Below are 3,610 nucleotides of genomic sequence, written 5' to 3' on the forward strand. Positions count from 1 at the left end.
ACAACGCCATAAATTGAAGGCGGCTGCGCTGGTAACCCAGCGCTCCAGCCTGGTGTGCTGGGATCGGCACAGCGGCGAGCCGCTGTCACCGCTGCTCAGTTGGCAGGATACCCGCGCCGCCGATCTGCTGGCCCGTCTGGCCCTGGATGATGAAGAGGTGGCGGCGCGCACCGGCCTGCGCCCCAATGCCCACTACGGTGCCAGCAAGTTGCGCTGGTGCCTGGACAACCTTCCCGCCGTTAGCGAGGCATTGGCCGGACAGCGTTTGGCCTGCGGGCCACTGGCGAGTTATCTGCTATTTGCCCTGACCCGCGAACAGGGTTTTGCCATCGACCCGGGCAATGCCCAGCGCACCATGTTGTTGAATCTCGGCAGTGGTAGCTGGGATGAGCGCTTGTTGGCTCAGTTCGATATTCCTCAACAGGTTCTCCCGCCGGTACAGCCCAGTGCCAGCGAGTTCGGCACCCTGGCCGTGGCTGATGTTTCAGTGCCGGTACGGTTGGTCAACGGCGACCAGAATGCCGCCTTTTTCGGCGCCGGGCCGCTACACGGGGAGCGGGTGTACATCAATGCCGGCACCGGGGCGTTTATCGCCGCACCCTGGCCGGAAGCGCAGTCCGCACCGCCGGGGCTGCTGAAGACCCTGGTGTATCAGTCGCCGAAAAAGCGCTGGTTTGTGGCGGAGGGCACGGTCAACGGCGCCGCCAGCGCCCTGGCGTTACAGGCGACCGAGTTGGGTGTTGAGGACTATTCACTGCATCTGGAGCATTGGTGCCGCTCGGTGGTGGATATTCCGCTGTTTCTCAATGGCGTCGGGGGTCTGGGCGCGCCCTATTGGCGCAGCGATTTTGCCAGCGGTTGGCGCCACTTCGATCCAGAAACCCCCCAGGGTGCGATGGTGGCGGTGCTGGAAAGCATCGTATTTCTGCTGATGGTCAATTTGCAGCGGCTGCGTGACAGCGGCGGTCCATTGAGCGAGATTGTCGTCAGCGGTGGCCTGTCGGAACTGCAGGGCTTCTGCCAGCGGCTGGCGGATCTGTCCGGCTTGCCGGTGTTTCGCAACCCGGAACCGGAAGCTACTGCCCGGGGTGCGGCTTTCCTGCTGGCCGATCAGCCGGGTGGTTGGCAGGCAGGGGATTTTGAGTACTTTTCGCCACAGCCGAATACGGAGCTTGAGGCACGTTTTAAACACTGGCAGGTGGCCATGGCTGAGGCCATGGCGGAAAGACTTTGATTGGTATTTATAGCCCGGAGGGCAATGGCAGGGTGCGAGTATCCGCCTGCGGGGTGGCGCCGCCGAGCACTTTGCTGATGCGCTGCATGGCTTTTTCAGCTGTGGCCCGGTAGCCGGTCAACTTGCCGCCGTAGATGGCGAGGTAGTGATTGCCTTCCACAAACTGCACTTCACGGCTGCGCCAGTGGAAGCCCGCCTGCTCTTTGGGCAATACGCGGAGTCCCGCCATGTCGCCACAGACCATCCCCCGATAGTCGGGAAAGTAGTGGTGCAGCACCTTGAGCAGGTAGCGCCTTTCCTCCGCGCTGGGCCTGAGCTGGTCGGGGTCGCCGCTGAAGGCGGTTTCGGTGGTGCCGAGCAGGGTGCCTTCATACCAGGGCAGCACGAACACCGCGCGGCCATCCTCCGGGGATTCCAGGTAAAAACACTGCGCGCTGATCTGCTGGTCCAGTACCAAGTGGGCCCCCTGAACCAGTTCAATCTCCAGTTGCCGGGGGTGCGGTGACAGCCGTTCGGCAACGCGATTGATCCAGGGGCCCGCGGCATTGACCAGCAGGCGGCTGTGCACCGTCTCGACACCTTCGCTGCTTTCCAGCTGCACCCGGTAACCAGCGGCTGTTGCCTCGGCAGACAGCAGTGTCGCCGGACAGCGGGTCTGTGCCCCCAGGGAGACGGCGGACTGAACCACCGCCGCCGTGAGTTTGCTGTCGTCGGTCTGGGCATCCCGGTAGCGGAACACGCTTTGCAGCCCCTCGGTTTTCAACCCGGGCAGCTGTGGCCACTTTGCCCTGGGAATCACTTCAAAACGACCTTCCTCGCGGCAGCCGGTGAGTAACCAGTAGAGACTGAGTCCGGCGCGGATCTGCCAGGGACGGTAGCGGGAGTCGCGGTAGATGGGAATGACAAACCAGTTGCTGTGTACCAGTTGGGGGGCCAGCTTCAGCAGCAGGGCGCGTTCGTGCAGGCTTTCCCGCACCAGGGCAAAGTCGCCGCTTTGCAGGTAGCGCAAGCCGCCGTGGATCAGTTTGCTGGATTTGCTGGAGGTGCCCGCCGCCCAAGCGGTTTTCTCCACCACCAGGGTGCGATAGCCGGCCGCCTGGGCCGCTTGGGCAACACCGGCGCCCTGGATGCCGCCACCTACCACCAGCACGTCAAAAGCCGGTTCGGTGGTGTTGTCGATCGGGGGAAAATCGCGATTCAAGTTCAGAGTGCCCGGTGTGCCAGGTTTTCCAGCATGCCGCCGATGTCGAAGGTCTCCACCATGTCGGCACCGCGATCAAACCAGGCGATGGCCTGATCCGGGTCTTCCACCTCATAAATCACCCAGGTGGCACTGATCTCATCCAGCGCCACCCCCTCCGGCACTTTGTTGGCGTCACAGAAGATAAATTCCGGCCGGATGCACTGGATCAGTTCGCCCTGGCGTTCCTCCCAGTCCTTCAGTACCAGTCCCAGTCGCGCAAAGCCCTGTTGCCGGGCATGGTCGATAAATTCATCGCTGAAGCTGATCAATACGCACTGTTCCCTCACCGGAGCGAGGGTACGGGTGACGATATCATAGGCCGTTTCCAGCCCGACGATGTGCAGGCCACTGCGCTTCATCTCGATAAAGGCGGTGACCTCCGGGTGTTCCTCCAGCAGGCTCACCAGGTCGCAGAGGGGGGTGATGGTCTGGCCGGCGAACTGGTTGCCGAGCCGCTGCGGTTCACTGGCGGGGTGGCATACCAGTTGATCGAGGCTGAGCAGGTGGATGGCCTGTTCCTCCCCGCTGACCCGGGTCATCAGGGCGTCGTGGTAGAGCACCGCCTGTTGGTCGGCGCTGAACAGGATGTCGGTTTCGATAAAGCGCGCGCCGGCGTCGATGGCCGCCGCCATCCCCAGCAGGGTGTTTTCCGGGTAGTGTTTGGTGTAGCCCCGGTGGGCCACCAGTCGATCAGCGAGCATGGCTATTTCCCATCCGTCCTTTCCCCTATCGTAGTCCAGGGGGACGGGAAGCCACAATCTCGGCGGGCTGGTGGGCGTGAAAGATCAGGCCAGTTTTTTCTCGCCGGCGTCCACCGATTGCAGGATCAGGGTGTTGATGGTCATCGGGCCGACGCCGCCGGGCACCGGGGTCAGGGCGGCGGCGCGCTCGTGCAGCGGTGCCAGTTCGATATCGCCAACGCCGCCGGGGTGATAGCCGGCATCGACCACCACGGCGCCGCCCTTGATCCATTCCGCCTTGATGAACTCCGGCTTGCCCACCGCGCCCACCACAATGTCGGCGCCGCGGATGATGTCCGGCAGGTTTTTAGTGCGGGAGTGGCAGATGGTGACGGTGGCATGCTCGGCCAGGCACATCAGGGCCACGGGCTTGCCGACGATGTTGCTGCGCCC

At 63.3% G+C, this 3,610-nt stretch carries 3 protein-coding genes and 1 pseudogene; 1 reads left to right on the top strand and 3 read right to left on the bottom strand.

All coding sequences use genetic code 11. The features are described from left to right. The coding region (locus tag ABY948_RS11680) for an FGGY family carbohydrate kinase (RefSeq protein WP_461482710.1) at positions 1 to 1,234 on the top strand (1,234 nt) is incomplete at its 5' end. Between the two features lie 7 nt (positions 1,235 to 1,241). Here the strand turns inward: ABY948_RS11680 and ABY948_RS11685 are convergent. From ABY948_RS11685 to ABY948_RS11695, 3 genes and pseudogenes are all read right to left on the bottom strand, one after another. Beyond that, a complete protein-coding gene (locus ABY948_RS11685; protein ID WP_461482711.1) occupies positions 1,242 to 2,435 on the bottom strand; it encodes a glycerol-3-phosphate dehydrogenase/oxidase in 1,194 nt (397 codons plus the stop codon). 2 nt (positions 2,436 to 2,437) lie between these two features. Next, positions 2,438 to 3,178 carry a glycerophosphodiester phosphodiesterase family protein gene (locus ABY948_RS11690; RefSeq protein ID WP_461482712.1) on the bottom strand — a complete coding sequence of 247 codons (741 nt, stop codon included), beginning with the start codon at positions 3,176 to 3,178 and terminating at the stop codon, positions 2,438 to 2,440. 84 nt (positions 3,179 to 3,262) lie between these two features. Continuing rightward, a pseudogene (locus ABY948_RS11695) lies at positions 3,263 to 3,610 on the bottom strand (bifunctional 5,10-methylene-tetrahydrofolate dehydrogenase/5,10-methylene-tetrahydrofolate cyclohydrolase); the annotation flags it as partial.

The sequence above is a fragment of the Porticoccus sp. genome, from assembly GCF_041592135.1.
Classification (GTDB): Bacteria; Pseudomonadota; Gammaproteobacteria; order Pseudomonadales; family Porticoccaceae; genus Porticoccus.